The 24,771-nt window shown below is 71.2% G+C and carries 19 protein-coding genes; 18 read left to right on the forward strand and 1 reads right to left on the reverse strand.

Going from position 1 to position 24,771, the window contains the following annotated elements; translation table 11 throughout:
- The first annotated feature begins 113 nt into the window (after window positions 1-113).
- The 9 genes from ABTZ59_RS17285 to ABTZ59_RS17325 all read left to right on the forward strand — a co-directional run bounded on the left by ABTZ59_RS17285 (window position 114) and on the right by ABTZ59_RS17325 (window position 10,925).
- Entirely contained in the window at window positions 114-1,487 is a 1,374-nt protein-coding gene (locus tag ABTZ59_RS17285) for a nitrate/nitrite transporter (RefSeq protein WP_351397548.1), read from the forward strand.
- A gap of 193 nt (window positions 1,488-1,680) precedes the next feature.
- Window positions 1,681-2,820, forward strand: coding sequence for a uroporphyrinogen-III synthase (locus tag ABTZ59_RS17290; RefSeq protein ID WP_351397551.1), 1,140 nt, complete (start codon window positions 1,681-1,683; stop codon window positions 2,818-2,820).
- A 26-nt stretch (window positions 2,821-2,846) separates the two neighbouring features.
- Window positions 2,847-3,374: a GNAT family N-acetyltransferase gene (locus ABTZ59_RS17295; protein ID WP_351397554.1), complete on the forward strand. Its 528-nt coding sequence runs from the start codon at window positions 2,847-2,849 to the stop codon at window positions 3,372-3,374.
- 109 nt (window positions 3,375-3,483) lie between these two features.
- Complete coding sequence (locus ABTZ59_RS17300) at window positions 3,484-4,089, forward strand: CGNR zinc finger domain-containing protein (RefSeq protein WP_351397557.1); 606 nt, start codon at window positions 3,484-3,486, stop codon at window positions 4,087-4,089.
- A 276-nt stretch (window positions 4,090-4,365) separates the two neighbouring features.
- Window positions 4,366-4,953, forward strand: coding sequence for a sigma-70 family RNA polymerase sigma factor (locus tag ABTZ59_RS17305; protein WP_249953362.1), 588 nt, complete (start codon window positions 4,366-4,368; stop codon window positions 4,951-4,953).
- Window positions 4,950-5,768: a zf-HC2 domain-containing protein gene (locus ABTZ59_RS17310; RefSeq protein WP_351397560.1), complete on the forward strand. Its 819-nt coding sequence runs from the start codon at window positions 4,950-4,952 to the stop codon at window positions 5,766-5,768. Before ABTZ59_RS17305 ends, ABTZ59_RS17310 begins: the two co-directional genes overlap by 4 nt.
- A 62-nt stretch (window positions 5,769-5,830) precedes the next feature.
- Window positions 5,831-8,311, forward strand: a complete 2,481-nt coding sequence (locus tag ABTZ59_RS17315; protein WP_351397563.1) for a HelD family protein — start codon at window positions 5,831-5,833, stop codon at window positions 8,309-8,311.
- A 413-nt stretch (window positions 8,312-8,724) separates the two neighbouring features.
- Window positions 8,725-10,161, forward strand: coding sequence for an NAD-dependent malic enzyme (locus ABTZ59_RS17320; protein WP_351397566.1), 1,437 nt, complete (start codon window positions 8,725-8,727; stop codon window positions 10,159-10,161).
- A gap of 482 nt (window positions 10,162-10,643) precedes the next feature.
- Entirely contained in the window at window positions 10,644-10,925 is a 282-nt protein-coding gene (locus tag ABTZ59_RS17325) for an HU family DNA-binding protein (RefSeq protein ID WP_004571953.1), read from the forward strand.
- A 180-nt stretch (window positions 10,926-11,105) separates the two neighbouring features.
- Here ABTZ59_RS17325 and murA read toward each other — a convergent pair whose 3' ends face one another.
- The gene (gene murA / locus ABTZ59_RS17330; protein WP_351397571.1) at window positions 11,106-12,446 is read right to left on the reverse strand and encodes a UDP-N-acetylglucosamine 1-carboxyvinyltransferase; all 1,341 of its coding nucleotides are present in this window, start codon (window positions 12,444-12,446) and stop codon (window positions 11,106-11,108) included.
- Window positions 12,447-12,720: 274 nt separating this feature from the next.
- Here murA and ABTZ59_RS17335 point away from each other — a divergent pair, with 274 nt between their 5' ends.
- The 9 genes from ABTZ59_RS17335 (at window position 12,721) to ABTZ59_RS17375 (ending at window position 24,046) form a co-directional block, all read left to right on the forward strand.
- Window positions 12,721-13,281, forward strand: coding sequence for a YqgE/AlgH family protein (locus ABTZ59_RS17335; RefSeq protein WP_249953357.1), 561 nt, complete (start codon window positions 12,721-12,723; stop codon window positions 13,279-13,281).
- A 215-nt stretch (window positions 13,282-13,496) separates the two neighbouring features.
- Window positions 13,497-13,787: a DUF3039 domain-containing protein gene (locus tag ABTZ59_RS17340; RefSeq protein ID WP_351397574.1), complete on the forward strand. Its 291-nt coding sequence runs from the start codon at window positions 13,497-13,499 to the stop codon at window positions 13,785-13,787.
- A 271-nt stretch (window positions 13,788-14,058) separates the two neighbouring features.
- Window positions 14,059-15,363, forward strand: a complete 1,305-nt coding sequence (locus ABTZ59_RS17345) for an extracellular solute-binding protein (protein ID WP_351397577.1) — start codon at window positions 14,059-14,061, stop codon at window positions 15,361-15,363.
- 5 nt (window positions 15,364-15,368) lie between these two features.
- Window positions 15,369-16,361, forward strand: coding sequence for a carbohydrate ABC transporter permease (locus ABTZ59_RS17350; RefSeq protein ID WP_351397579.1), 993 nt, complete (start codon window positions 15,369-15,371; stop codon window positions 16,359-16,361).
- A gap of 2 nt (window positions 16,362-16,363) precedes the next feature.
- On the forward strand, window positions 16,364-17,197 hold the full coding sequence (locus ABTZ59_RS17355; RefSeq protein WP_351397786.1) for a carbohydrate ABC transporter permease: 834 nt from the start codon (window positions 16,364-16,366) through the stop codon (window positions 17,195-17,197).
- Between the two features lie 11 nt (window positions 17,198-17,208).
- Window positions 17,209-18,852, forward strand: a complete 1,644-nt coding sequence (locus tag ABTZ59_RS17360; RefSeq protein WP_351397583.1) for a beta-N-acetylhexosaminidase — start codon at window positions 17,209-17,211, stop codon at window positions 18,850-18,852.
- A 294-nt stretch (window positions 18,853-19,146) separates the two neighbouring features.
- Window positions 19,147-20,043 carry an FAD binding domain-containing protein gene (locus ABTZ59_RS17365; RefSeq protein ID WP_351397586.1) on the forward strand — a complete coding sequence of 299 codons (897 nt, stop codon included), beginning with the start codon at window positions 19,147-19,149 and terminating at the stop codon, window positions 20,041-20,043.
- Window positions 20,040-21,734 carry a (2Fe-2S)-binding protein gene (locus tag ABTZ59_RS17370; RefSeq protein WP_351397589.1) on the forward strand — a complete coding sequence of 565 codons (1,695 nt, stop codon included), beginning with the start codon at window positions 20,040-20,042 and terminating at the stop codon, window positions 21,732-21,734. Before ABTZ59_RS17365 ends, ABTZ59_RS17370 begins: the two co-directional genes overlap by 4 nt.
- Window positions 21,731-24,046: a xanthine dehydrogenase family protein molybdopterin-binding subunit gene (locus ABTZ59_RS17375; RefSeq protein WP_351397592.1), complete on the forward strand. Its 2,316-nt coding sequence runs from the start codon at window positions 21,731-21,733 to the stop codon at window positions 24,044-24,046. The genes ABTZ59_RS17370 and ABTZ59_RS17375 overlap by 4 nt, the downstream gene beginning before the upstream one ends.
- Window positions 24,047-24,771 lie beyond the last annotated feature (725 nt).

Raw genomic sequence — 24,771 nt, forward strand, 5'->3', positions numbered from 1 at the left:
AACCCGCGCGCGGGTGAGAGCAAGGTTGCGCGCCGGTCACCTCGTGGAACGGGGGTGAAACGCGGCGTCCCTACGGTCGGGATCTCCATTCGATTCCCCTCCGTGGAGGCGTGATGACTGCCCCGACCACCACCACCGCAGCACGCAAAGGGGGCCGCTGGATCGAGCGGTGGGATCCGGAGGACGCCGACTTCTGGCGGACGACCGGCGAGCGGACGGCCCGCCGCAATCTCCTCTACTCCGTGCTCTCCGAGCACATCGGGTTCTCCATCTGGACGCTGTGGTCGGTCATGGTCCTGTTCATGGGGCCCGAGTACGGCATCGATCCGGCCGGGAAGTTCTTCCTGATCGCCCTGGCGACGCTGGTCGGCTCGCTCGTGCGGGTGCCGTACACCTTCGCCGTCGCCCGGTTCGGCGGCCGCAACTGGACGATCGTCAGCGCCTTGTCGCTGCTCCTGCCGACGGGCGCCGCGTACGCCGTGATGGAGCCGGGGACCTCCTACACGACCTTCCTGGTCGTCTCGGCGCTCACCGGCATCGGCGGCGGCAACTTCGCCTCCTCGATGACGAACATCAACTCCTTCTTCCCTCTGCGGAAGAAGGGCTGGGCGCTGGGGCTCAACGCGGGCGGCGGGAACATCGGCGTACCCGTCGTGCAGTTGGTCGGGCTGCTGGTGATCGGGACGGCCGGGGCCGCCCATCCGCGGCTCGTGCTGGGCGTCTACCTTCCGCTGATCGTCGTCGCCGCGGTGTGCGCGGCGCTGTTCATGGACAATCTGGCGCCCGTCCGCAATGACACCGGGGCGGCGCGGGAGGCCGTGCGGGACCGGCACACCTGGATCATGGCGGTGCTCTACATCGGGACGTTCGGATCGTTCATCGGCTACAGCTTCGCCTTCGGTCTGGTACTCCAGACCCAGTTCGGGCGCACCCCGTTGCAGGCCGCCTCGGTCACCTTCATCGGGCCGCTGCTCGGATCGCTCGTACGGCCCGTCGGGGGCATGCTCGCCGACCGGTACGGCGGCGCCCGGATCACGCTGTGGACCTTCGCCGCGATGGCCGTCGCGACGGGCGTCGTCGTCCTCGCGTCGGTGACCGGATCGCTGACCGTCTTCCTCGTCGGGTTCGTCGCGCTCTTCCTGCTGACCGGCCTCGGCAACGGGTCGACGTACAAGATGATCCCCGGGATCTTCCACGCCAGGGCGCTGGAGCGGGGGATGACGGGCGAGCGGGCCGCCGCGTACGGACGCCGGCTCTCCGGGGCGTCGATGGGGCTGATCGGGGCCGTCGGGGCGCTCGGCGGGCTCGCCATCAACCTCGCCTTCCGGCAGTCGTTCCAGACCGCGTCCACCGGCACCCCGGCGTTCGTCGCGTTCCTCCTCTTCTACGCCGTCTGCTTCTGCCTCACCTGGGCGGTATACCTTCGCGGGGCGCGGACCGGGCCCGCACCGGCGGCGGAGCCCGCGCTCGGTTACGCGCGGGTGTGAGCCCCGGAGCGACGACGGCGGGTACGGGGAGCGCGCGGCGGCGGCACCCGCGCGACCGTGCGCGGGGCGGTGCCACGTAACGCGGCGGAAATGCCCGTGGACCCCGCCTGTCACGCGTGTTTGACAGGCTCGGCGGCTCCATCCGTACGAGCCTTCCGTACGGCATCCGAGGCCGGCGGGCGAGAGGAGAGGCATGGACGCCCAGCAGCACGGCCCCCTCGCGGGCTTCACGATCGGGGTCACCGCCGCCCGGCGCGCCGATGAACTGGGCGCGCTGCTCCAGCGCCGCGGCGGGGCCGTTGTCCACGCACCCGCCCTGCGGATCGTGCAGCTCGCCGATGACACGGAACTGCTCTCCGCCACCAAAGAGCTGATCGACCAGGTGCCCGATGTGGTCGTGGCGACCACCGCCATCGGCTTCCGCGGCTGGATCGGCGCCGCCGACGGATGGGGGCACGGCGAGGAACTTCTCGCCTGTCTGCGCGGTGTCGAACTGCTCGCCCGCGGGCCCAAGGTGAAGGGCGCCATCCGCGCCGCCGGGCTCACCGAGGCGTGGTCGCCCAGCTCCGAGTCGATGGCCGAGGTCCTCGACCGGCTGCTCGGCGAGGGCGTCGAGGGCCGCCGGATCGCGCTCCAGTTGCACGGCGAGCCCCTGCCCGGGTTCGTGGAGGCGCTACGGGCCGGGGGCGCCGATGTCGTCGTCGTACCCGTCTACCGCTGGATGCCCCCGGAGGATCTCGCCCCGGTCGACCGGCTCATCGACGCGACCGTCGCCCGCGCCGTGGACGCCGTCACCTTCACCAGCGCGCCCGCCGCGGCCTCCCTGCTGTCGCGCGCCGATGAGCGCGGCCGGCTGCCCGAGCTGCTGGCCGCCCTGCGCCACGACGTACTGGCCGCCTGTGTCGGGCCCGTCACCGCGCTGCCGCTCCAGGCGCGGGGCGTCGACACCGTCCAGCCCGACCGCTTCCGGCTCGGGCCGCTCGTCCAGGTGCTCTGTACGGAGCTGCCGGGGCGCGCCCGGGCGCTGCCGGTCGCGGGCCACCGCGTCGAGATCCGTGGTCACGCGGTCCTGGTCGACGGCGATCTGCGGCCGGTGCCGCCCGCCGGAATGGCGCTGCTGCACGCGTTGACCCGAAAACCCGGCTGGGTGGTGTCGCGGGCCGACCTGCTGCGCGCGCTCCCTGGCTCGGGCCGCGACGAACACGCCGTCGAGACCGCGATGGCCCGGCTGCGGACCGCGCTGGGCGCTCCCAAGCTGATTCACACCGTGGTCAAGCGCGGCTACCGGCTCGCGCTCGACCCGTCGGCGGACTCCAAATACGCGGACGTGTGAAACCGGCCCGTGGGTACCGTACGAAGATGTCCCACGACTCCTCGATCCGCCTCAGGCCCGCCACCCCGGACGACGCCGAACTCGTCACCGAGGCACTTGTCCGCAACAGGGATCACTTGAGCCCCTGGGAGCCGGACCGCCCCGCCGACTTCTACACCCCGAGGGCCCAGGCCAACCGGCTCTCCGATCCCGCCGTCCGGCGCTGGCACCTCGTGGACGGCGACCGCATCGTCGGCGAGGCGACCCTTCTCCACATCGCCCTCGGACCGTTTCGGAGTGCGAATATCGGCTACTGGATCGATGCCGCGTACACCGGCCGCGGTCTGGCGACCCGCGCGGTCGGGGAGGTCTGCCGCGCCGCCCGTGACGAGCTGGGTCTGCACCGCCTGGAGGCGGCCGTGGTCCTGGCCAACACCGCCTCGCAGCGCGTGCTGGGCAAATGCGGCTTCGAACTGATCGGTACGGCGTCGGGCTATCTCCACATGCACGGCGAGTGGCGCGATCACCATCTCTTCCAACGCGTCCTGCACAACGGCCCGCCGAACAGGCCCTAGGGGAAAATCCGCCGACACCGCCACCGGCGGCAGGGGTTCCGGCCGCGTCCCGGGGCAGGCACTCTGAGGAGGACGGCACCCACGGTGAACCCGAGGCGGTGACAGGCACATGACGGCGGGCACGGCGGCGGGCATGGGCTCGTACGAGTGGCGGTTCGACTCCGGGCGTATCTGCCTGGATCTGGTGGCCACCGGGGAACGGACCTCCAGAGGCCGGGAGCGGCTCGACGGCGCCGCGCCGCTCGGCCGGTGGCTGATCGGCGCGGGGCTGGTGCCCGAAGGGACGCCGCTCGCGGGGGTCGACGCCCGCTGGGTTCGGTCGTTCACCGAACTGCGCGACCGAGTGGGGCAGTTGGTGCATGCCGAGATCGACGGGCGGGACGCCGCCGGCGCGCTGGAGCGGGTCAACACGCTGGCCGCGGCGGCGCCGCCGGGGATCCGGGCGGTCCGGGACGAGGACGGCGATCTCGTACGGGCGCTGAGCGCCGAGCCCGAGTGCGACGCGCTGCTGGCCGCCGTGGCCAGGGACGCGGTCGAACTGCTCACCGACCCCGCCGCACGGGCCCGGTTGCGCGAGTGCGAGGGCGACAGCTGCCGGCGCGTCTATCTGGACACCTCGCGCGGGCGGCGCCGCCGGTGGTGCTCCAGCGAGGTGTGCGGCAATCGCGAGCGGGTCGCCAGGCACCGCCGCAGGGCGGCTCTCGCGCGGCCCTGATGAGACCTGGGCGGCTCTTTCCGTAAGGTTGTTGCGCGATTTTCAGACAACTACCGCACGGTATCCGCGCGAGTTCGAGACATGCCCTCCACATCTCCTCCATCAATCGCGCACGGGTCCCGGACCCGTGCGAACCCGCCCATGCCGCCGCCCTTCGCCCTCCCTTCCGACGCAAAAGATCTTGAAAGTTTTCGCGTCGGCCGTTGAGTGCCCTCTCCCGGGCTTCCGTAGTGATGAAAGAGAAGCAGCCATGAAGGTCTCGACCGGGAGGTTTGGGTGCGCAAAGATGCGGCCGTGGCCGATGACCGCCCTCACCGGGCCCGACACCGGAGCGCGGCACCGCGCGCCAACACCCCCGTGCCCGACGAGGAGATGATGCGCGCCCTCTACCAGGAGCACGCGGGACCGCTGCTCGCCTATGTCATGCGTCTGGTCGCGGGCGACCGCCAGCGGGCCGAGGACGTCGTACAGGAAACGCTCATCCGTGCCTGGAAGAATGCCGGTCAGCTCAATCGGGCGACCGGCTCTGTCCGACCCTGGCTGGTGACGGTCGCCCGGCGCATCGTCATCGACGGTCACCGCAGCCGGCAGGCCCGGCCGCAGGAAGTCGACCCGTCGCCGCTGGAGGTCATGCCCGCGGAGGACGAGATCGACAAGGCGTTGTGGCTGATGACGCTCTCGGACGCGCTTGAGGATTTGACCCCTGCCCATCGGGAAGTACTCGTGGAGACGTACTTCAAGGGACGCACGGTCAACGAGGCGGCCGAGACGCTCGGCATACCCAGCGGGACCGTGCGTTCCCGTGTGTTCTACGCACTACGTTCGATGAAGCTCGCATTGGAGGAGAGGGGGGTCTCGGCATGACCACGCACGAGCAGTACGGACTGGGCGACGAAAGTACTGTGCATGAAGCCGTCGGAGCGTACGTCCTCGGAATTCTGGACGATGCCGAGGCCACGGCCTTCGAGGCGCATCTGGCCGGCTGCCGGATCTGCGCCGTCCACCTGGAGGAGTTCTCCGGGATGGAGCCGATGCTGGCCATGCTGGCGGACGACCCCGACCCCTTCCTCGCGCCCACCCCGCTGACCCCGCCCCCCGTACCCCTCGCGCAGCTGCCGACCCCCGCCGTCTCCGTGCGGCCCAGCCCGCAATTGCTCGGCCGGCTGGTCGACGAGGTCGCGGTCAAGCGCGCCAGGCGCAAGCGCCGGGGGCTGTATCTGGTCGCCGCCGCCGCGGTGCTGATCATCGGTGGGCCGGTGGGCGTCGGGATCGCCACCTCGGGCGGCGCCGAGGCGGGCACGCCGGTGGCGAAGGAGCGGACCCCGGCCGAGGAGTTCGCCGGTATGCCGGGCAAGATCGGTGCCACGGACACCCTCACGAAGGTCAGCGCCTCCATCGCCATGGAGCCCAAGGCCTGGGGCACCCGCGCCGCCCTGGAGCTGAAGAATGTGAAGGGCCCGCTCAAGTGCAGTCTGGTCGCCGTCTCCAAGACCGGCGAGCAGGAGGTCGTCACCTCGTGGTCGGTGCCCGCGTGGGGGTACGGCATACCCGACAGCCCGGACGAGAACGGCAAGAAGCCGCTCTACGTCGAGGGCGGTACGGCCATGGAGAGCAATGACATCGATCACTTCGAGGTCCGTACGTTCGACGGCAAACGTCTGGTGGAAGTCGACGCCTGACATACCCGCCCCCTTCGCGTACGGTTGACGGCTGCCCAACGCACGTCATGAAGGGGGCCTCGGTGGCCGCGCAGGATGCCGCTGTAGAAACCGCTGGACCCGCCGTCGATCCCGTACGCGCCACGGAGCACGACTCCGTGCGCGACCGCGAGATCGGCGTCGAGCAGCGCCATCTGGACCAGGTGTACCGCCGCCTTGAGGAGAAGATCCACGAGGCGGAGTTCCTGATGAACGACGCCGCCAAACGGGGGCAGGTCGGCACGCCGGGAGCCCTCGCCGAGCGAGACGCCCAGGTCTTCCGCGCCGGGGTCCACCTCAACCGGCTCAACAGCGAATTCGAGGACTTCCTCTTCGGGCGGATCGACCTCCTGCGGGGCAAGGACGGCAAGAAGGGCCCGGACGGCGCGTACACCTCGGTCGAGCCCGCCGACGACGCCATCGGGCCCGACAGCACCGCCGAGATCGCCGAGACGCTGCACATCGGCCGTATCGGAGTCCTGGACTCCGACTACTCCCCGCTGGTCATCGACTGGCGCGCGCCCGCCGCCGCGCCCTTCTACCGCGCCACCCCGGTCGATCCCGGCCGGGTCGTGCGGCGCCGGGTCATCCGCTCCAAGGGGCGCCGGGTCCTCGGGGTCGAGGACGATCTGATGCGGCCGGAGCTGACCGCCTCGCTGGACGGCGCCGCGCTGGCCGTGATCGGGGACGGCGCGCTGATGGCGGCGCTCGGCCAGGCCCGCGGGCACACCATGCGGGACATCGTCTCCTCCATCCAGGCCGAGCAGGATCTGGTGATCAGGGCCCCCGCCGCCTCGGTCACCGAGGTCTCGGGCGGGCCCGGTACGGGCAAGACCGCCGTGGCGCTGCACCGCGCCGCGTATCTGCTCTACCAGGACCGGCGGCGGTACGCGGGCGGCATCCTGGTCGTCTCGCCGACGCCGCTGCTCGTCGCGTACACGGAGGGCGTGCTCCCCTCGCTGGGCGAGGAGGGGCAGGTCGCGATCCGCGCGGTCGGGTCGCTGGTGGACGGCGCGGAGGCCACGGCGTACGACGAACCGGCGGTGGCGCGGGTCAAGGGCTCGGCCCGGATGCTGAAGGTGCTGCGCAAGGCGGCCAGGGGGGCGCTGGAAGGTTCCTTCCCGGCGGGCCCCGGATCCAGGAACCGTGATCAGCGGGGTCGGCAGGGGCAGCGGGGGCAGCAGGGCCAGCTGGCCTTCGGCGAGATCGGGGACGAGGACGGGGACGGCGACGAGGACTCCGCCGGGACCGTGGCCGTACGGACCGATCTGCTCCGGGTCGTCGCCTTCGGCCGCAGGCTGGAGCTGGAGGCCGGCGAGCTGAACCGTATCCGGCAGTCGGTGCTCAGCGGCACCGCGCCGGTCAATCTGCTCAGACCGCGCGCCCGCAGACTCCTGCTGGACGCCCTCTGGGCGAAGTCCGGATCGGCCCAGCGGCACACCGACCCGGAGCTGGCCGCGGAACTGCGCTCGTCCTTCGACGAGGACGTCACGTCCGAGGACAGCTTCCTCGCCTTCCTGGGCGCCTGGTGGCCCGAGCTGACCCCGCGCGGGGTGCTCGCCGAGATGGCCGACGAGCGACGGCTCGGCCGCTGGGCGCGACGGATTCTCAACCCGGGCGAGACCCGCCGTCTCGCCCGCTCCCTGAAGCGGCTGGGCCCGGACGGCTCGGGCCCGCTCTCCGTCCATGACGTGGCGCTCCTGGACGAGCTGGAGACGCTGCTCGGCGCGCCGCCCCGGCCCAGGAAGAGGCGCGATCTCGATCCGCTGGACCAGCTGACCGGCCTTGAGGAGCTGATGCCGGAGCGCGAGGAGTCGCAGCGCGAGCGGGCCGAACGGCTGGCGGCGGAGCGTACGGAGTACGCGCATGTCATCGTCGACGAGGCGCAGGACCTGACGCCCATGCAGTGGCGGATGGTCGGCCGCCGGGGCAGGCATGCCACCTGGACGGTGGTCGGCGACGCGGCGCAGTCGTCCTGGTCGGACCCGGACGAGGCGGCGGAGGCCCGCGACGAGGCCCTCGGCACCCGCCCGCGCCGTCGCTTCACCCTGACCGTGAACTACCGCAACCCGGCCGAGATCGCCGAGCTGGCGTCGAAGGTCCTGGCGCTCGCCATGCCCGGCATGGAGTCGCCGAGAGCGGTGCGCTCCACCGGCGTACAGCCGCGCTTCCGTGTCGTGCGGAACGGCGATCCGGCCGCGACGGTACGCGCGGAGGCCGAGCGGCTGCTCGACCAGGTGGACGGCACGGTCGGGGTCGTCGTCGCCATGAACCGGCGTGAGCAGGCGGCGCGCTGGCTGGCCGGTCTCGGCGACCGCGTGGTGGCGCTGGGCAGCCTGGAGGCCAAGGGGCTGGAGTACGACGCGACGGTCGTGGTCTCCCCGGCGGAGATCGCGGACGAGTCGCCGGCCGGTCTGCGGGTGCTCTACGTCGCGCTGACCCGGGCGACCCGGCAGCTCACGGTGGTCTCGGCGGCCCGCGACGAACCGGACGCGGAGGGCGTACCGGATCTGCTGCGGGACTGATTCCCGCTCGATCCCGGGACCGGCCCCGAGCCGGTCCCGCGATTGACCGGTAGTCAACTCGCGCGGACGGAATCACTTACCGGGGTGGTTTGTTAGCCTGGGGGTGGCACCGACTCGATCCAAGCCCCCGGGCCCAACCTTCGTCGCTTCGAGCGACCACTTGCCGCGAGGCGAGCATGGCGGGTCGGTGCCACCCTTTGCGTCAGCTTTACGCCAGTGCCACAGACACGTCGGCGGGCCTTCACCACACTTTGGTGAAGGCCTGTTTTCGTCGCACATCATGGAAGACCGCGTTCCGTAGATAAAGGTCTTTACCTGTTACCAGTCGGTAGGTGCGACGATCTGAAGGTTCCGCCGCCGATGTGGGGCGGGCGGAACGGCAAAGAGGCTAGGGAAAGAAGAGGGACTCGGTCATGGCAACGGCGCCCAGCGTCTCGTACTCGATGACGGTCAGGCTGGAGGTGCCCGCGAGCGGTACCGCGGTCTCGCAGCTGACCACGGCCGTGGAGTCCTCCGGCGGCTCGGTGACCGGCCTGGACGTGACCGCCTCCGGCCACCAGAAGCTGCGTATCGACGTCACCATCGCCGCCAGCTCCACGGGGCACGCGGAGGAGATCGTCGAGCGGCTGCGGAGCATCGAGGGCGTCACCCTCGGCAAGGTCTCCGACCGTACGTTCCTGATGCACCTCGGCGGCAAGATCGAGATGCAGTCGAAGCACCCCATCCGCAACCGCGACGATCTCTCGATGATCTACACCCCGGGTGTGGCCCGGGTCTGCATGGCGATCGCGGAGAACCCCGAGGACGCCCGGCGGCTGACCATCAAGCGCAACTCCGTGGCGGTCGTCACGGACGGCTCCGCGGTGCTCGGCCTGGGCAACATCGGCCCCAAGGCCGCGCTGCCCGTCATGGAGGGCAAGGCGGCCCTCTTCAAGCGCTTCGCCGGTATCGACGCCTGGCCGCTCTGCCTGGACACCCAGGACACCGACGCCATCGTCGAGATCGTCAAGGCGATCGCCCCCGGCTTCGCGGGCATCAACCTGGAGGACATCTCCGCGCCCCGCTGCTTCGAGATCGAGGCGCGGCTGCGCGAGGCGCTGGACATCCCGGTCTTCCACGACGACCAGCACGGCACCGCCATCGTGGTGCTCGCCGCCCTGACCAACGCGCTGCGTGTGGTGGGCAAGGGCATCGGGGACGTACGCGTCGTCATGTCCGGCGCGGGCGCGGCCGGTACGGCCATCCTCAAGCTGCTGATCGCCGCGGGCGTCAAGCACGCGGTGGTCGCCGACATCCACGGGGTGGTGCACGCGGGCCGCGAGGACCTGGTGGAGGCGGCCCCCGAGTCGCCGCTGCGCTGGATCGCCGACAACACCAACCCCGAGAGCGTCACCGGCACGCTGAAGGAAGCCGTGGTCGACGCGGACGTCTTCATCGGTGTCTCGGCCCCGAACGTGCTGGACGGCGACGACGTCGCGGCCATGGCGGACGGCGCGATCGTCTTCGCCCTCGCCAACCCCGACCCCGAGGTCGACCCGGCGATCGCGCGCGAGACGGCGGCCGTGGTGGCCACCGGCCGCTCCGACTTCCCCAACCAGATCAACAACGTGCTGGTCTTCCCCGGTGTCTTCCGCGGCCTGCTGGACGCCCAGTCCCACACGGTCAACACGGAGATGATGCTGGCGGCGGCGGCGGCGCTCGCCGATGTCGTCACCGAGGACGAGCTCAACCCGAACTACATCGTGCCCTCGGTCTTCAACGACAAGGTCGCGGGCGCGGTGGCGGGCGCGGTGCGCGACGCCGCCAGGGCGGCCGGCGGGGACGTGACGGCTCCCGTCACCCAGGTCTGATCCGAGGACCGCGGCGGAGGAGGGGTCCCGGGCAGCGCGAAACACGCCCCCCGGGGCCCGGCCCGAAATGTGACCAGGCCCACCACCGGGCCCGGACACGCTACCCAGGACTGCGGTACATCTCACGTCCGTCCGGTGCCCGGCGCGTCGCGATTCGCCGGGCCCCACGGGCCCCTCTAGGGTGGCGGACCATGAGCCCCGCCGCTCCAGGGAGGTTTTCAGGGCCTCCGGCGGGCTCAAGGGCCCCAAGGCTCCAAGGAGTCTCCACAGAGTCGACGGAACGTCACGACGACGAGGCAGTGGCGCTTTTCGTGTGACTCCGGAGGGTGCCGGATTGGCTTTCCCGCCGCTGGTGGGGGCAGGATGCGTATTCGGGCGCGAGGGTCTGTCAGCAGACCCGGGTCCGGGGACTGTCCGAGGGCCCTGGCAGCATCGGCTTCGATCTCACGCCTTACAGGCAAGAAGAACACGGGAGTAACAACATGAACCGCAGTGAGCTGGTGGCCGCCCTGGCCGACCGCGCCGAGGTGACCCGCAAGGACGCCGACGCTGTGCTGGCCGCTCTCGCCGAGACGGTCGGTGAGGTCGTCGCCAAGGGCGACGAGAAGGTCACCATCCCCGGCTTCCTGACCTTCGAGCGCACCCACCGTGCCGCTCGGACCGCTCGTAACCCGCAGACCGGCGACCCGATCCAGATCCCGGCCGGCTACAGCGTGAAGGTCTCCGCGGGCTCCAAGCTCAAGGAAGCCGCCAAGGGCAAGTAACACCCATAGGCGACACGCAGGGGCGGCCACCCGGACAGGGTGGCCGCCCCCGGTGTTTCCGGCCGCCAGAGGGCCGTCAGAAGCCCCGAAGGGCGCCCGCCGGACCCGGGTACGCCGTCGGCCCCGCTCCGAGGAGAGCGGGGCCGACGGCGTACCGGACGTGATGGGTGTGACGGCGCGTCAGACGAGCGCGCCGCCCGGCAGCTCGACCTTCGCGCCCAGCTCGACGAGCTTCTCCATGAAGTTCTCGTAGCCGCGGTTGATCAGATCGATGCCGTGCACCCGCGACGTGCCCTGCGCCGCCAGCGCCGCGATCAGATACGAGAAACCGCCGCGCAGGTCGGGAATGACCAGATCCGCGCCCTGGAGCCGGGTCGGGCCCGACACGACCGCGGAGTGCAGGAAGTTGCGCTGCCCGAAGCGGCAGTCCGAGCCGCCCAGGCACTCCCGGTAGAGCTGGATGTGCGCGCCCATCTGGTTGAGCGCGGAGGTGAAGCCCAGCCGCGACTCGTACACCGTCTCGTGGACGATGGAGAGCCCTGACGCCTGCGTCAGCGCCACCACCAGCGGCTGCTGCCAGTCGGTCTGGAAGCCGGGGTGCACGTCCGTCTCCAGCGCGATGGCGTTGAGCGAGCCGCCCGGGTGCCAGAAGCGGATGCCCTCGTCGTCGATCTCGAAGGCGCCGCCGACCTTGCGGTAGGTGTTGAGGAACGTCATCATCGAGCGCTGCTGCGCCCCGCGCACGTAGATGTTGCCCTCGGTGGCCAGCGCCGCCGACGCCCAGGAGGCCGCCTCCAGACGGTCGGGCAGCGCCCGGTGCGCATAGCCGTCCAGCCGGTCGACGCCGGTGATCCGGATCGTCCGGTCGGTGTCCATGGAGATGATCGCGCCCATCTTCTGCAAGACGCAGATGAGGTCCTCGATCTCCGGTTCCACGGCCGCGTTGGACAGTTCGGTGACGCCGTCGGCGAGCACGGCCGTCAGCAGCACCTGCTCGGTCGAGCCGACCGAGGGGTACGGCAGCCGGATCTTCGTGCCGCGCAGCCGTTGCGGCGCCTCCAGGTACTGGCCGTCCGCGCGCTTCTCGATCGTCGCGCCGAACTGGCGCAGCACGTCGAAGTGGAAGTCGATCGGCCGGCCGCCGATGTCGCAGCCGCCGAGACCCGGAATGAACGCGTGGCCGAGCCGGTGCAGCAGCGGTCCGCAGAAGAGGATCGGAATGCGCGACGAGCCCGCGTGGGCATCGATGTCGGCGACATTCGCGCTCTCGACATGGGTCGGGTCGAGGATCAGCTCACCCGGTTCGTCTCCTGGACGTACGGTCACGCCGTGCAATTGCAGCAGTCCCCGTACGACCCGTACGTCGCGGATGTCGGGCACATTGCGCAGTCTGCTCGGACCGCTGCCGAGAAGCGCGGCGACCATGGCCTTCGGCACCAGGTTCTTCGCGCCGCGGACGCGGATCTCGCCCTCCAGCGGGGTTCCGCCGTGGACAAGCATTACATCGTCTGTGCCGGTCATGAATCTCGCGTTCCGGAGTGGGCGGGCAGGTGGTCAAGGAAAAGGGTAAGGGGCCGGGACCCCCGCCCCGTAAGGCCCGGGGAGCGGCCGGCGTACAGGTTTCACGTAATCGAAGCGACTCGACACGTACGGTCTCCGTCTCTTCGCGGAGGGTCACCATGCCGATTTCCGGGCGATCGCGTGCTCCCGTCACCGCCGGGTGTGCTGAGCTGCGTTCACGCGCACTGTGCCGGGTGCGCCCCGCGGACCCCGAATATGCGGGATCATGTCTCGCATGACCGAGGTGTCCTCGCTCACAGGGCGGCTGCTTGTCGCGACTCCCGCCCTGGCCGACCCGAATTTCGACCGCGCGGTGGTGCTTCTCCTCGATCACGACGAGGAGGGCTCACTCGGCGTGGTCCTCAACAGGCCCACGCCCGTGGGTGTCGCGGACATCCTGGAGTCCTGGGGGGAGCTGGCGGGCGACCCCGGTGTGGTCTTCCAGGGCGGGCCCGTCTCCCTGGACTCGGCCCTCGGTCTCGCCGTGATCCCGGGCGACGAGGGGCCGTTGGGGTGGCGCAGGGTGTACGGGGCGATCGGCCTCGTCGATCTGGAGACCCCGCCGGAACTGCTCGCGCGTGCGCTCGGCTCGCTGCGGATCTTCGCCGGCTACGCGGGCTGGGGCCCCGGTCAGCTGGAGGAGGAGCTGGGCGAAGGGGCGTGGTACGTCGTGGAGTCGGAGCCGGGCGATGTGTCGTCGCCGAGACCGGAGAGCCTGTGGCGGGCGGTGCTGCGCAGACAGCGCGGCGAGCTGGCCATGGTCGCGACATATCCGGACGATCCCTCGCTCAACTGACGGTCGGCCGGTCCGGCCCGCGCGGCCGGCGATCCCTCGGCGTCCCGTTCCGCCGCCTGGCCCGGCCGTCGGCCCGTCCGTCGGCGCGCCGAGCGCCCCGGTGGTTGTCACTCGGCGTGTCGTCGGCGTGTCGGCGCGATGCGTGAGCGTATGGCTCCGGAGTGCACGGACCCGGAGCCTCCGGGATGCCCCGGGCCTGGGTACCCTTGGCTGCTATGAGCACTCTTGAGCCCGAGCGCGGGGCAGGTACGGGCACCCTCGTGGAGCCGACACCGCAGGTGTCGCAAGGCGACGGCGACCACGAGCGCTTCGCCCACTACGTCCAGAAGGACAAGATCATGGCGAGTGCCCTCGACGGCACTCCCGTGGTCGCACTGTGCGGAAAGGTCTGGGTGCCGGGGCGCGACCCCAAGAAGTACCCGGTCTGTCCGATGTGCAAGGAGATCTACGAGTCCATGGGTCCCGGCGGGGACAAGGGCAAGGGCAAGGACGGCGGCAAGAAGTAGCGACCGCTGGTCCACTGCCGGTAGACGGCCTCCGGGGCGCGCGTGCACACGCGCACCCCGGAGGCCGTCTCGCGTTGTGGTGCGCGGGCGCCGTACGGGCACTGTACGGGCGCCGCGCGCAGGGCCGCCCGGGGTGCCTCGCCGGGCCTTCGCGTCACAGATTGGTTGAGACCACTTGTCGGCGACTTCCAGCCGCGCTTAATCTCCTGCGAGTTGTGCAGCACGAAACGTACGTTGCGCATACTGCAACGCCGACTCGTAGGGATCCCGGATGAAGCTTTCCTCCCGCATTGCCGTCCCGGTCGCGGCGCTCGCGCTCACCGGCCTCACCGCCACCGCCTGCGCCCCCCAGACCTCCGACACCAGCACGACGAAGGACGAGAAGAGCGGCACGCTGCGCGTCTGGCTCTTCCAGGAGGTCAACAACAAGCCCAAGGAGCAGGTCGTCGACGCCGCCGTCGCCGCCTTCGGCAAGGAGCACGAGGGGACGAAGGTCGAGATCGAGTACATCCCGGTCGAGACCCGCGCCCAGCGCATCAAGGCCGCCTTCAACGACCCGAAGAGCGCCCCGGACCTGATCGAGTACGGCAACACCGACACGGCCGGATACGTCAAGGACGGTGGACTCGCCGAGGTCACCAAGGAGTTCGACGCCTGGGACGAGGCCAAGGACACCGACCCGACGGCCCGGCAGTCCGTCACGGTCGACGGCAAGATCTACGGAGCGCCCCTCTTCGTCGGCGTCCGCGCGCTCTACTACCGCACCGACGTCTTCGAGGAGTTGGGGATCGCCGCCCCCAAGTCCCAGGCGGAGCTGATCTCCACGGCCAAGAAGGTCCACAAGGCGAAGCCGGAACTGTACGGGCTCGCGGTCGGCGGCGCGTACACCTACGGCGCGATGCCGTTCCTGTGGGCGAACGGCGGCGAACTGGCGCAGGAGAGCGGCGGTACGTACAAGTCCGCCGTCAACAGCCCGGCCGCCCGCAAGGGCATCGAGGCGTACACCTCCCTCTTCGGCGACGACAACTGTCCGGCCGCCAAGTGCGCCTCGATGGGGGGCAACGCGACGGTGACCGCCTTCGCCTCCGGGAAGGCCGCGATGGCGATCGGCGGCGACTTCAGCCACCAGGCCGTCGAGGCGGGCACCGTGAAGGGCAAGTACGCGGTCGTGCCGCTGCCCGGGGTCGAGGCGGGCTCGATCGCGCCGGCCTTCGCGGGCGGCAACAACATCGGCGTACTGAAGAGCAGCCCGCGCCGTACGCTCGCCGTCGACCTGATGAAGTCGTTCACCGGCAAGGAGACCCAGGCCAAGCTGTTCGACGCGATGGGCTTCCTGCCGACGTACAAGGACGTGCTGGCCGACTCGGCGAAGAAGCAGCCGTTCATCGAGCCCTTCGTCAAGACCCTCGGCGCGGGCGCCAAGTTCGTCCCCGCGTCGCCGGGCTGGGCGCAGATCGACTCCTCGCTCATCCTGCCGACGATGTTCCAGGAGATCGTCAGCGGCCGTAAGGACGTCGCCGCGGCGTCGGACGACGCGGCGAAGAAGATGGACGCGGCGTTCTCGTCCGCGGGCTGAGCGCCATGACGACCGACGCCGGCCGGATCGACTCCGGCCGTAAGGCCACCGGGGTCCCGGGGCCGCCCGTATCCGAGGCCCGGCAGGCACCCCGGAAGGCCCGGCGGAACCCCCGCCGGGCCGGCCGGGCCGGCTGGACCCCCTGGCTCTATCTCGCGCCCGCGCTCGTCGTCCTCGGCGGGCTGCTGGTCTACCCGATCTACCAACTCGGCCTGATCTCCTTCCTGGAGTACACCCAGGCGCAGGTCAGCGGCGGGGAACCGACCTCCTTCAAGGGCTTCGGCAACTACACCGCGCTGTTCGGCGACAGCCAGTTCTGGCAGGTGCTGCTGGCGACCGTGCTGTTCGCCGCGGCGTGTGTCGTCGCCACCCTGGCGGTCGGCTGCGCGCTCGCCGTCCTGCTGACGCGCGTACGGGCCGCGCCGCGGCTCGCGCTGATGCTCGCCGCGCTCGGCGCCTGGGCCACCCCGGCGATCACCGGCTCCACCGTCTGGGTGTTCCTCTTCGACCCGGACTACGGACCCGTCAACCGGCTGCTGGGGCTCGGCGACTTCTCCTGGACGTACGGCCGCTACAGCGCCTTCGCGCTCGTCCTGTTCGAAGTGGTGTGGTGCTCGTTCCCGTTCGTGATGGTGACCGTCTACGCGGGCATCAAGGCCATCCCGGGCGAGGTGCTTGAGGCGGCCTCGCTGGACGGTGCCTCGCAGTGGCGGATCTGGCGGTCGATCACCGCGCCCATGCTGCGGCCGATCCTGCTGGTCGTCACCATCCAGTCGATCATCTGGGACTTCAAGGTCTTCACCCAGATCTATGTGATGACGAACGGCGGCGGAATCGCGGGCCAGAATCTCGTGCTCAATGTCTACGCCTATCAGAAGGCCTTCGCGTCCTCGCAGTACAGCCTGGGCTCGGCGATCGGCGTGGTCATGCTGCTGATTCTGCTGGCGGTCACGCTCGTCTATCTGCGACTGATCCGACGCCGGGGAGAAGAACTGTGAACCTGCTCGGTATTCGCCGCCCCTGGCGGCTGCTGGCCGAGGCATCGGCCCTCGTCATCGCCGTGATCGTGGCCTTTCCGCTGTACTGGATGGTGCTGTCCGCGTTCAAACCGGCCGGTGAGATCCAGTCGACACAGGCCCGTCCCTGGACGCTCTCGCCCTCCCTCGACTCGTTCCGCCGGGTCTTCGAACAGCAGGAATTCGGGCGTTACTTCCTCAACAGCCTGGTGGTCGCGGGAACGGTCGTGATCGCCTCCGCGCTGATCGCGTTTCTGGCCGCTACGGCCGTCACCCGGTTCCGTTTCCGATTCCGCACGACCCTCCTGATCATGTTCCTCGTCGCGCAGATGGTGCCGATCGAGGCGCTGGCCATCCCGCTGTTCTTCCTGATGCGGGACGCGGGGCTGCTCAATACGCTCGGCTCGCTGGTCCTGCCGCACCTCGCCTTCTCGCTTCCGTTCGCCGTCTGGATGCTGCGCGGATTCGTCAAGGCCGTACCCGAGGCGCTGGAGGAGGCCGCCTACATCGACGGCGCGAGCCGTACCCGGTTCCTGTGGCAGATCCTTTTCCCGCTGGTCTTCCCCGGGCTTGTCGCGACGAGTGTCTTCTCCTTCATCTCGACCTGGAACGACTTCCTCTTCGCCAAGTCCTTCATCATCAGCGACACCTCCCAGTCGACCCTTCCGATGGCGCTCCTGGTCTTCTTCAAACCGGACGAGAACGACTGGGGCGGGATCATGGCCGCGTCTACGGTGATGACCGTTCCCGTGCTGGTTTTCTTTGTGCTCGTACAACGGCGCCTGGTCTCCGGACTCGGCGGCGCCGTCAAGGATTAGAGGTGGACTTCATGGATCTGATCCCGGACCCCAGGCGGGCCTGGCCGACACATCCGGGGGCGGGTGTCTTCCCGCTCGACGAGGCGACGGTGATCGTGGCGGAGCCCGGTACGGAGGGCGTGGCGCGATGGTTCCGCACCACCGTCGGAGCCGCGACGGGGCTGCCGTTCCCGGACGACTCCGGTGTCGTCGGCGCCGACGACAACCGGATCGTGCTGGGGATCAGCCCGGACATCGCACGCGAACTGGGCCCCGAGGGGTACCGGATCAGCGTCGACGCGGAGGCGATCCGTATCGAGGGCGGCGCCGCGGCCGGGGTCTTCTGGGGGGCGGGGACCCTCCGGCAGCTGCTGGGGCCCGACGCGTACCGCGGTGCCCCGCTCGACCCCGCGCGCGAGTGGTCCGTCCCGATGACCCTCATCGAGGACGCGCCCCGCTTCGCCTGGCGTGGGCTGATGCTCGACGTGGCACGCCACTTCATGCCCAAGGACGGCGTCCTGCGCTATCTGGACCTGCTCGCCGCCCACAAGCTGAATGTCTTCCACTTCCATCTCACCGACGACCAGGGCTGGCGCGTCGAGATCAAGAAGCATCCGAAACTGACGGAAGTCGGCTCCTGGCGTCCGCGCACCAAATGGGGCCACCGCGCCTCCGAGCTCTGGGAGGAGAAGCCGCACGGCGGTTACTACACCCAGGACGACATCCGCGAGATCGTCGCGTACGCCGCCGAGCGGCATATCACCGTCGTCCCCGAGATCGAAATCCCGGGACATTCGCAGGCCGCCATCGCCGCGTATCCGGAACTCGGCAACACCGATGTCATCGACACGACCTCCCTCACCGTCTGGGACACCTGGGGCATCAACCCAAACGTACTCGCCCCCACTGACAACACCCTGCGGTTCTACGAGGACGTCTTCGAGGAAGTGCTCAGGCTCTTCCCCTCGACCTTCATCCATGTCGGCGGGGACGAGTGCCTCAAGGACCAGTGGAAGGCTTCGCCGGCGGCCCAGGCCACGATCGCGCGGCTCGGTCTGACCGACGAGGACGGGCTCCAGTCCTGGTTCATCCGGCACTTCGACCGCTGGCTCGCCGAGCGCGGCCGGCGGCTGATCGGCTGGGACGAGATCCTGGAAGGCGGGCTCGCGCCGGGCGCCGCCGTGTCGTCCTGGCGCGGATACGCGGGCGGGATCGCCGCCGCGAAGGCGGGCCATGACGTCGTCATGTGCCCCGAGCAGCAGGTGTATCTGGACCACCGTCAGGCGGCGGGCGACGACGAGCCGATGCCCATCGGGTACGTACGCACCCTGGAGGACATCTACCGCTTCGAGCCCCTGCCTCCCGAGCTCACCGAGGAGGAGGCGGCCCATGTCCTCGGCACCCAGGCCAATGTCTGGACCGAGGTGATGCAGGACAGTTCCCGCGTCGACTACCAGGTCTTCCCGCGGCTCGCCGCCTTCGCCGAAGTCGCCTGGTCGGATCTTCCCGCCCCCGCCGAACGTGATTTCGCCGACTTCGAGCAGCGCATGGCCGAGCACTACCGGCGCCTTGACGCCCTGGGGGTCGAATACCGCCCGCCCGGCGGGCCGTTGCCCTGGCAGCGCCGCCCCGGCGTGCTCGGCCGCCCGATCGAGGGGGCGCCCCCAAACGTGTGAGCCCACGGGGAGATGGCCACCCCGAGACGGTGTCCCTGCGACCGTGGTAGTCCGTAAGGACAAGTAGTCCGTCAGGACAAGTCGCACAACGACCGCTGAAGAGTGGCATTCCGTATGTGACGGCGAAGAGGTGCGAAACCGGACCTTCCTCCTGGTGGGGGACGGATACGTCCTTCGCGGACCCTCGCGTCGGGCGGGCCGGAAGATGTGCCAGAGTTGCCACGTCCGGTCTGTGAGCACGTACGGTACGGCCACACGGGCGGGACACCGGGACACCGGAAAGGGGCAGCTGGGTTGACCACGCACGCACCGCAGACGGCGCAGTTCGTGACGCTGCCGGCCTCGCTGGACGAGGCCGTGGCGGCGCTCACCGCGATGCCCGCAGCCGTGCCCGTCGCGGGTGGAACCGATCTCATGGCGGCCGTCAACAAGGGCCAGCTGCGGCCCGCGGGACTCGTCGGCCTCGGCCGGATCAGCGAGCTCCGCGGCTGGCACTACCAGGACGGTCACGCCCTGCTCGGCGCCGGTCTCACCCACGCGCGCATGGGCAGACCGGACTTCGCCGCGCTCATCCCCGCGCTCGCCGCGTCCGCGCGCGCGGCGGGCCCGCCCCAGATCCGTAACGCCGGGACGCTCGGCGGCAATATCGCCACCGCGGCCCCGACCGGCGACGCGCTGCCCGTACTCGCCGCGCTGGAGGCCGATCTGGTGATCGGGGGGCCCGGCGGCGCGCGCCGTGAGATCCCCGTCTCGCATCTGCTGGCCGGCCGCGAGATGCTCGCGCCCGCCGAACTCATCGGCTTCGTGCGGGTGCCCCTGCTGCACGCCCCGCAGGTCTTCCTCAAGGCGACGGGACGGACCGGGCCCGGCAGGGCCACCGCGTCCGTGGCCGTCGTGCTCGACCCGGCGCGGCGCGGGGTGCGGTGCGCGGTCGGCGCGATCGCCCCGATGCCGCTGCGCCCGCTGGAGGCGGAGCGCTGGATCGCCTCACTGATCGACTGGGACGGCGCGCGGGGGCTCGCGCAGGAGGCGCTCGCCGCCTTCGGCGAGTACGTCGCCGCGGCCTGTATCCCGGACCCGCCGGCGCCGGACGACGGGGGCGAGGCGCCACCCCCGTCACCCGCCGTACTGCATCTGCGGCGTACCGTCGCCGCGCTGTCCCGACGAGCACTGGGGAGGGCGCTGTCGTGACCACCAACGAGAACTCCGGTGCCGCCTCCGGGGACCAGGGCGGCTGGCAGCCCGTCCCGCAGGGCGGGGAGTACGACGGCGAGTCGACCGCCTTCGTGCACCTGCCCCCGGAGGACACCTTCGACGCGCCGCTGGCCGCGCCGGGGCACGGATACGTACCGCCGCAGATCGTGCCGCCGACACCGGTGGACCCGTCGGCGGCCGATGGCCAGGGCGGGGTGCACTGGCCGGCCGCGGGGCAGGGCGGCGGGGCACAGGACCACGCGCCGTACCCGCAGGGCGGTTACGTCCAGGGCGGGTACGCGCAGGGCGGGTACGGCCACGGTGGCTACGGGCCCGGCGGTGGCTACGACCCGCAGGCGACGGGCCACTGGAACTTCGACGACACGGGCGCGGGTACGGGTACGGGCAACGGCGCCGACGCCGGGGCGGGCGCCGGTGCCGGTGCGGGCGCGGGACAGACCGCGCCCGGGGACGCCGCTGGTGGATCCGAGCTGACCGGTCAGTGGACGATCCCGATCGCCCAGGGTGATCTTCCGGATGAATCGGGCGAGTTCAGCAAGTCGGTGCTGGCGTCCCAGTGGAACGGCGGCAGCCCGCCGGCGACGCTGCCGGGCGGCGCCGCCGCGCCATGGGCGACGGAACCGGCACCTCCTGGCGCAGACGCCGGGGGATTCACCGCCCCCGAGGGCGTCGGGGTACCGGGGGTCCCGGAGGCTTCTTCGGCCCCGGCGGCTTCGGCCCCGGCGGCACCAGTGGCCCCGATGGTCGCCGAGCCCGGGCCGTCCGCGGCCCTGCCGGACGCCCTACCGGACCTCGCGCACGAGCCCGCCTCGGGGACCGTGCCCGAAGCGGTCCCCGAAGCCGCTTCCGGGGCCGCTCCCGAGATCCCGGCCGAGTCCGAGCACGCCGCTGAACACGCGGCTGAGCACGCCGCTGAGCCCGTGGCGGAGGCCGCGCCGGAGCCGACGGCGGCACCCGAGCCCGCGCCGGAGGCCGAGGCCGAGCCGGCGGTGCTCACCAGCAGCAACGACAGCGCCGAACACCCCTCCGGCTCCTACGTCCTGCGCGTCAACGGCGCCGACCGCCCCGTCACGGACGCCTGGATCGGCGAGTCGCTCCTGTACGTGCTGCGCGAGCGCCTCGGCCTCGCGGGCGCCAAGGACGGCTGCTCCCAGGGCGAATGCGGCGCCTGCAACGTCCAGGTCGACGGCCGGCTCGTCGCCTCCTGCCTCGTCCCCGCCGCCACCGCCGCCGGATCCGAGGTCCGTACCGTCGAGGGGCTCGCCGCCGACGGCGAACCCTCCGACGTCCAGCGGGCGCTGGCGAAGTACGGAGCGGTGCAGTGCGGGTTCTGCGTCCCCGGCATGGCCATGACCGTCCACGACCTGCTGGAGGGCAACCACGCCCCCAGCGAGCTGGAGACCCGCCAGGCGCTCTGCGGCAACCTCTGCCGCTGCTCGGGCTACCGCGGTGTGCTCGACGCCGTGAGCGAGGTCGTCGCCGGGCGCAGGGCGAGCGCGGAGGCCGCCGCCGCGGCCACCGAGGAAGCCCGCATCCCGCATCAGGCACCTCCCGGGGCCGGCGGCGTCCAGCCCCCGCACCTGAACCCGCACACCGGCCCGCACACCCCGCCCAGCAATTCGCCCAGCAACCCGCACCCGCACTCGCCCGACGGAGGCATGGCGTGAGCAACGACGCGGCCACCGGGGCCCCGACGCTCGACGGCCCCCAGCAGGAGCCTCCCGCGCACGGCCTCGGCGCATCCCTCCTTCCGGCCGACGCGCGCGCGAAGACCGAGGGCACCTTCCCGTACGCCGCCGACCTGTGGGCCGAGGGCCTGCTGTGGGCGGCGATCCTGCGCTCGCCGCACCCGCACGCCCGTATCGTCTCGATCGACACCGCCGCGGCCGCCGAGATGCCGGGCGTGCGCGCCGTCGTCACGCACGAGGACGTCCCGGGCGACTCGGCGTATGGCAGGCGGATCGCCGACCGCCCCGTCTTCGCCTCGGAGGTCGTACGCCACCACGGCGAGGCGATCGCCGCCGTCGCCGCCGACCACCCCGACACGGCCCGGCTCGCCGCCGCCGCGATCGCTGTCGAGTACGAGGTGCTCGACCCGGTGACCGACCCCGAGAAGGCGTTCGCCGCCGAGCCGCTGCACCCCGACGGCAATCTGATCCGCCACATCCCGCTGCGCTACGGCGATCCGGACATCACCGGCGAGGTCGTCGTGGAGGGGCTGTACCGCATCGGCCGCCAGGACCCGGCGCCCATCGGTGCCGAGGCGGGTCTCGCCGTACCGCGGCCCGACGGCGGCGTCGAGATCTACACGGCCTCCACCGATCCGCACACCGACCGCGATCTGGCCGCCGCGTGCTTCGGCCTGGAGCCGGACCGGGTGAAGGTCGTCGTCACCGGCGTACCCGGCGCCACCGGCGACCGCGAGGACCCGGGCTTCCAGATCCCCCTCGGCCTGCTCGCGCTGCGCACCGGCTGCCCGGTCAAACTCGCCGCGACCCGCGAGGAGTCCTTCCTCGGCCACGCCCACCGCCACCCGACGCTGCTGCGCTACCGCCACCACGCGGACGCCGAGGGCCGGCTCGTCAAGGTCGAGGCCCAGATCCTGCTGGACGCGGGCGCGTACGCGGACGCCTCGTCCGAGTCCCTGGCGGCGGCGGTCGCCTTCGCCTGCGGCCCGTACGTCGTCCCGCACGCCTTCATCGAGGGCTGGGCCGTACGCACCAACAACCCGCCCTCCGGACATGTACGGGGCGAGGGCGCGATGCAGGTGTGCGCGGCGTACGAGGGCCAGATGGACAAGCTGGCCGCCAAGCTGGGCGTGGAACCGGCCGAGCTGCGCCTGCGCAACGTGCTGGCCACCGGCGACATCCTGCCCACCAGCCAGACGGTGACCTGCCCGGCTCCCGTGGCCGAACTGCTCCGTTCCGTACGCGACTTCCCGCTGCCCCCGCTCCCCAAGGACACCCCCGAGGCGGCCTGGCTACTGCCCGGCGGCCCCGAGGGCGCGGGCGAGCCGGGGGCCGTGCGCCGGGGAGTCGGCTACGCGCTCGGCATGGTCCATATGCTCGGCGCGGAGGGCGCGGACGAGGTCTCCACGGCCACCGTCAAGGTCCACGACGGCGTCGCCACGGTCATCTGCGCGGCCGTCGAGACCGGCCAGGGCTTCGCCACCCTCGCCCGGCAGATCGTGCAGGAGACGCTGGGCATCGAGGAGGTCCATGTCGCCTCGGTCGACACGGACCAGCCCCCGGCGGGACCGGCCGCCCACGGCCGGCACACCTGGGTCTCGGGCGGCGCGGTCGAGCGGGCGGCGAAGATGGTCCGCACGCAGCTGCTCCAGCCGCTGGCCCACAAGTTCGGGATGTCCACCGAACTGCTCCAGATCACGGACGGCAAGATCACCTCGTACGACGGTGTGCTGTCCACGACGGTCACCGAGGCGATGGACGGCAAGGAACTCTGGGCGACGGCGCAGTGCCGCCCCCACCCCACCGAACCCCTCGACGCCTCCGGACAGGGCGACGCCTTCGTGGGCCTGGCCTTCTGCGCGATCCGCGCGGTCGTGGACGTCGACATCGAGCTGGGCTCGGTCCGGGTCGTCGAGATGGCCGTGGCCCAGGACGTCGGGCGCGTCCTCAACCCGGCGCAGCTGGCCACCCGTATCGAGGCGGGCGTCACACAGGGCATCGGCACGGCCCTGACGGAGAACCTCCGCACGACCCGCGGTCTGATCCGCCGCCCCGACCTCACGGGGTACGCGCTCCCGACATCCCTGGACGCCCCGGACATCCGTATCGTCAAGCTGGTCGAGGAGCGCGACGTGGTGGCCCCCTTCGGCGCCAAGCCCGCGAGCGCCGCCCCGGTGGTCACCTCCCCGGCGGCGGTCGCCTCAGCCGTCCGCGCGGCCACGGGCCGCCCCATCAGCCGCCTCCCGATCCGCCCCCAGGCGGCGGTGGCGGCGGCGCCCGCGGGCTCGTAGGACGACCGTAGGCGGGTCGCAGGCGGTGGGTACGGGCGCGACCCGGCGTCGGCCCGGCGGGCGCCGGACGCGCTCCGAGGATGGTCAACGACGCACCGGGGCAAGGCCGGTCGCGGCAACCCGCGTAACTCGCTGGGCGGGCGGTCGGGGACCCCGATTCCTGCTCTGGCGCGGGGATGCCCCTGCCGTCCGCCACGAGATCGGCGTACGACAGGGGCTGTTCAGCCGACCACGGGGGCTACGTGTCCTCACCTCCTTGCGGGGAGGGCTCCCGGGGGGCCTCAGGGGGCATGGGGCCTCCGTCGTGCTTCCCGCTGTCCGCCTCGGCGGTTACCTCCATGTCACCGGCCATGTCACCGGGGTGCCTGAAGGGGACTCCGCGCCATCCTCCAGCGTCGGGTGTGCGCGTCTCGTACCTGTCGACGGCAGCAACGCTCATCCACGAACCTCCTCTTTCGCGAGAGGCCATGCCGCCGTACTGTCGATGGCATGGCCCGTGGCCGCGGAGAACTCATCTCCGCGGGCTGGTCACCCGCCCTGGCGCTCGACCTGTCCAGGGTTTCCACCGCCGGGGCGGGAGCTTCTTCAGTGGACGGTCGCCTTGAACCGGGCCCGCCTCTTGTCGTGAGCCTCAAGCTTGCGGGCGACGCGATTCCAGCCGTCGCTCATATCTGCCCCTTCGAGACTCGTTGACTGGAATCAAAGATAAGGGCAGCTGACGGGCC

Source organism: Streptomyces sp. NPDC094034 (genome assembly GCF_040303865.1).
Classification (GTDB): Bacteria; Actinomycetota; Actinomycetes; order Streptomycetales; family Streptomycetaceae; genus Streptomyces.

What these genes read in the sequence shown, in the direction of transcription:
- ABTZ59_RS17285 (WP_351397548.1), top strand. Translation starts at nt 114, where the DNA reads ATGACTGCCCCGACCACCACCACCGCAGCACGCAAAGGGGGCCGCTGG.
- ABTZ59_RS17290 (WP_351397551.1), top strand. Translation starts at nt 1,681, where the DNA reads ATGGACGCCCAGCAGCACGGCCCCCTCGCGGGCTTCACGATCGGGGTC.
- ABTZ59_RS17295 (WP_351397554.1), top strand. Translation starts at nt 2,847, where the DNA reads ATGTCCCACGACTCCTCGATCCGCCTCAGGCCCGCCACCCCGGACGAC.
- ABTZ59_RS17300 (WP_351397557.1), top strand. Translation starts at nt 3,484, where the DNA reads ATGACGGCGGGCACGGCGGCGGGCATGGGCTCGTACGAGTGGCGGTTC.
- ABTZ59_RS17310 (WP_351397560.1), top strand. Translation starts at nt 4,950, where the DNA reads ATGACCACGCACGAGCAGTACGGACTGGGCGACGAAAGTACTGTGCAT.
- ABTZ59_RS17320 (WP_351397566.1), top strand. Translation starts at nt 8,725, where the DNA reads ATGGCAACGGCGCCCAGCGTCTCGTACTCGATGACGGTCAGGCTGGAG.
- ABTZ59_RS17325 (WP_004571953.1), top strand. Translation starts at nt 10,644, where the DNA reads ATGAACCGCAGTGAGCTGGTGGCCGCCCTGGCCGACCGCGCCGAGGTG.
- murA (WP_351397571.1), bottom strand. Translation starts at nt 12,446, where the DNA reads ATGACCGGCACAGACGATGTAATGCTTGTCCACGGCGGAACCCCGCTG.
- ABTZ59_RS17335 (WP_249953357.1), top strand. Translation starts at nt 12,721, where the DNA reads ATGACCGAGGTGTCCTCGCTCACAGGGCGGCTGCTTGTCGCGACTCCC.
- ABTZ59_RS17340 (WP_351397574.1), top strand. Translation starts at nt 13,497, where the DNA reads ATGAGCACTCTTGAGCCCGAGCGCGGGGCAGGTACGGGCACCCTCGTG.
- ABTZ59_RS17345 (WP_351397577.1), top strand. Translation starts at nt 14,059, where the DNA reads ATGAAGCTTTCCTCCCGCATTGCCGTCCCGGTCGCGGCGCTCGCGCTC.
- ABTZ59_RS17350 (WP_351397579.1), top strand. Translation starts at nt 15,369, where the DNA reads ATGACGACCGACGCCGGCCGGATCGACTCCGGCCGTAAGGCCACCGGG.
- ABTZ59_RS17360 (WP_351397583.1), top strand. Translation starts at nt 17,209, where the DNA reads ATGGATCTGATCCCGGACCCCAGGCGGGCCTGGCCGACACATCCGGGG.